The organism is Microcoleus sp. PH2017_24_DOB_U_A (assembly GCF_020738205.1).
Classification (GTDB): domain Bacteria; phylum Cyanobacteriota; class Cyanobacteriia; order Cyanobacteriales; family Microcoleaceae; genus Microcoleus.
This window is the reverse complement of sequence record NZ_JAEQCT010000212.1, coordinates 1-1343: the sequence shown is the minus strand read 5'-3', so window position 1 is coordinate 1343 and position 1343 is coordinate 1. Positions and strand designations below refer to the sequence as shown.

At 43.0% G+C, this 1343-nt stretch carries 1 protein-coding gene; it reads right to left on the bottom strand.

Translation table 11 applies throughout. The annotated features are described in order from the left end of the window. Positions 1-120: 120 nt before the first annotated feature. Positions 121-1206 (bottom strand): transposase, encoded by a 1086-nt coding sequence (locus JGK07_RS33075; protein ID WP_293200731.1) that lies wholly within the window; start codon positions 1204-1206, stop codon positions 121-123. Positions 1207-1343: the final 137 nt, after the last annotated feature.

The following is a 1343-nucleotide window of genomic DNA, read 5'->3' as shown; positions in this document are numbered from 1 at the left end:
CCGTTACATAAATCCTACCCAAAGTTACTCAAGATTGGACAATATTGGACTTTGAGCTTCGTTTACTTCCTGCTTCATCCTGGTAGTGTCGGCACTCACCAGTCCGCAGGCTAACCCCGTCTAACTGACGGTTTTTGACAAATTAATCGCTGCGTTCAAATCGCGGTCAACAACAATACCACAATGACTGCATTCAAACACTCGTTCAGAAAGAGAGAGTGTTTCTTTTTTAGTTCCACAATTAGAACAAGTTTTTGAGCTGGGAAACCAACGGTCAACAACTACCAACTTTGAACCGTACAACTCGCATTTGTAGGTTAACTGTCTGCGAAACTCAAAGAAGCCCATATCGGCAACAGATGCAGCTAGCTTGTGCAACGCCATCATTCCGCTTACGTTCAAGTCTTCTATGACAATTACACCGTGGTTTTTGGCAAGTAATGTCGTTAGTTTGTGCAACGTATCTTGACGGATGTTAGCTATCTTTCTATGCAGTCTAGCTATCTTGACTTGTGCTTTTTGACCATTGCTCGAACCGATGACTTTATGGCGACTCAACCATTGCATCCTTGAGAGTATGTCGCGATATTTTTTGTAGGATTTAGCACCGATAACTACTTCACCTGTTGATAGAGTAGCCAATGCTTTAATACCGAGGTCAACGCCTACAATGCTTGTTTGGCATGATTCTTGCTGTTCTACATCAAACCTGAAACTGATAAACCACCTGTCGGCAATACGGGATATCGCGCAAGACTTGGTTGATACTTGTGGTAGCCTTTCATAAGTCTTGAGGACGGCAATTACGGGAACTTGGATTTTGTTAACCCCGCAGATTTTGACTGTTCCTTCTAATGTGAAAGAATCTCGCCTTCCTTTTTTCTTAAACTTCGGTACACCAGCAGTCTTTTTAAAACATCGTTTCCATGCATCTCGCAATGCCATTAATGCCTGTTGTGGTGTAGATTTACTGCACTCGTAATACCAAGCATTCTCCGACTTCACCATAGCTACTAACAATTTATGCAAGTCAATAGCTGTGGGAAATTTGAGCTTTTCGTTGGGATTGGCTTGGTTGTGACCAAGAATATTTTTGGTCAGCCACAAACCCCAATTCCAAGCATGACGCGCCACTCCGCAATGCTTAGCTAAAAGTATGCGCTGCCGACTATTTAGTTTCAATTCGGTTTTGAATCCGAGTAACATGGCAGTCCTTTAATCCCTTCTCGCGCAGGCTTGTGACATATTCCAACCTTAGCAGAACTTGCGAGTGAAAAAGCTACCCACAATTGAGCAACAATGGGTAGATTTGTCCAAGAATCAAGTTACAGTTTCTAGCCCCC

Excerpts from the sequence above, each read along its gene's own strand:
- JGK07_RS33075 (WP_293200731.1), bottom strand. The coding sequence starts at position 1,206 with ATGTTACTCGGATTCAAAACCGAATTGAAACTAAATAGTCGGCAGCGC.